We start from the raw sequence: 2,097 nt of genomic DNA, 5'->3' as shown, positions 1-2,097 counted from the left end.
ACTCGATAGCCGCACGAACCAGACGCTTGGTACCTTCTTCAGAAATCGGCTTGATACCGATACCACACTGCTCTGGGAAACGGATTTTGTTGGCACCCATTTCTTCGCGCAGGAATTTAATCACTTTATCGGCTTCTGCGGTGCCCGCTTTAAACTCGACACCCGCGTAGATGTCTTCTGAGTTTTCACGGAAGATCACCATATCGGTATCTTCTGGCTTTTTCAGAGGGCTAGGAACGCCAGTGAAGTAACGTACCGGACGCGCACAAATGTAGAGATCGAGCTCTTGGCGAAGGGCCACATTCAGAGAACGAATACCACCGCCAACAGGCGTTGTCAGTGGGCCTTTAATCGCCACTTTGTATTCACGAATAAAGTCGAGTGTTTCAGCCGGTAGCCATTGATCATCACCGTATACCTTGGTGGATTTTTCACCGGTGTAGATTTCCATCCATGAAATCTTACGCTCACCGTTGTAGGCTTTAGCAACTGCGGCATCAACAACTTTGATCATTGCAGGGCTAACATCCATCCCGATGCCATCCCCTTCAATGTAAGGGATCACAGGGTGGTTAGGGACTACCAGTTTTGTGCCGTCGAGTGTAATTTTTTCACCTTCCGCCGGTACAACTACTTTACTTTCCATTTTAATCTCCTAGCGTCCATTTGTTATCTTTGTGTAAGATGCGCAACGAGGATACTCGAATTCATACAACACGCCAAACAGATTATTACGTGTATAATACCAAAGTCTCATTTGCCGTTTAATCTATTTGACAGCCCGTATGCCATATAAATCCCGCTCTCAGCCAGCGTCAAAGGCTGTTTCAAACACCACTGCCAAATCATCTCAACACGCACAGGATTCACGCGCGACGGCGATGACCACTAAAGTGATACTTGTTAACAAACCTTATAACATGTTGACCCAGTTTAGCGGTGAGCCCGGTGACAGCACATTAGCCGACATCGTCTCCGTAAAAGACGTGTACCCGGCCGGTCGACTCGACAAGGACAGCGAAGGCTTACTGGTACTCACCAATAACGGTGCCTTACAAGCCAGATTAACCCAGCCTTCATCTAAATCTCCCAAAACCTATTGGGTCCAAGTGGAAGGTGAGCCCAGCGATGAAGCGATTCAAGCGCTTTGCGACGGTGTGGAGCTAAAAGATGGTCTAACGCTACCCGCTGAGGTATCAAAAATGGCGTCACCCGCCGTGTGGGAACGCCATCCTCCGGTACGCTATCGCGCCAACATTCCCACTACCTGGTTAAAGGTGGTGCTGCACGAGGGGCGAAATCGACAAGTACGCCGGATGACTGCCCATATTGGCCACCCGACGCTGCGCTTGATTCGCGCCCAACTCGGCGCCTGGCAGCTGGATGATTTGCAGCCAGGCCAGTGGTGTGAGGTTGATCCGCCGAAAGGCTTTGAGCAGTTCACCCCTAAACCCAAAGGGCCAAAAGGGAAAGCACCGCGTGGGCGCACTCGATCGTCCAAGCGTGCACCGTTGAAGAAAGCTCGATAAAGCCAAGCTTCACAGCAATTGTCGTCACCGCTCTGAGATTAGATACCACGCACAGACACGCCGTGAATCCATCCCTGGAGGCTCCGCCGCGCCATCCATGGCGCGGAGGGTCTTTGCGCGGCACCCAATCACAGACTATGTCCGCCATTGATATTTAATCGCATCAACATAAGCTGCATCGGTCGCCGTCCACGCAACTATCTATCTACTTTAGATAACGGTTAACGTGTGAGCCTTATCACATCTGTATCCGGCGATTTGATTCTGTTAAACTCAGCGTCCGTTTATTGATAGCAGCATTTGTGATCACCATGTCAGATAACAGCAGCAAAAAAGTGATTGWCGGAATGTCCGGCGGTGTTGATTCGTCCGTTTCTGCCTACTTGTTGAAACAACAGGGTTATCAGGTCGAAGGCCTGTTTATGAAAAACTGGGAAGAAGATGACAACGAAGAATACTGCTCTGCTGCAGAAGACTTGGCCGATGCGCAAGATGTCTGCGATAAGTTGGGCATTGAGCTACATACCATTAATTTTGCCGCTGAGTATTGGGACAATGTGTTCGAGCA

General features: G+C 49.9%; 3 protein-coding genes. 2 read left to right on the top strand and 1 reads right to left on the bottom strand.

From position 1 onward, the window contains the following. On the bottom strand, positions 1 to 646 hold a 646-nt coding region (locus BZG79_RS14640; protein ID WP_242414209.1), incomplete at its 3' end, for an isocitrate/isopropylmalate family dehydrogenase. 235 nt (positions 647 to 881) lie between these two features. On the opposite strand from BZG79_RS14640, the gene BZG79_RS14635 reads away from it, so the two are divergent. Together BZG79_RS14635 and BZG79_RS14630 are read left to right on the top strand one after the other, a co-directional pair. Next, positions 882 to 1,529 carry a pseudouridine synthase gene (locus BZG79_RS14635; RefSeq protein WP_242414208.1) on the top strand — a complete coding sequence of 216 codons (648 nt, stop codon included), beginning with the start codon at positions 882 to 884 and terminating at the stop codon, positions 1,527 to 1,529. Between the two features lie 311 nt (positions 1,530 to 1,840). Further along, positions 1,841 to 2,097, top strand: a 257-nt coding sequence (locus tag BZG79_RS14630) for a 7-cyano-7-deazaguanine synthase (RefSeq protein WP_199877957.1), incomplete at its 3' end; no start/stop codon positions are given.

The sequence above is a fragment of the Salinivibrio sp. MA427 genome, assembly GCF_001996115.1.
GTDB lineage: Bacteria > Pseudomonadota > Gammaproteobacteria > Enterobacterales > Vibrionaceae > Salinivibrio > Salinivibrio costicola.
This window is presented reverse-complemented; position numbering and strand designations above follow the sequence as displayed.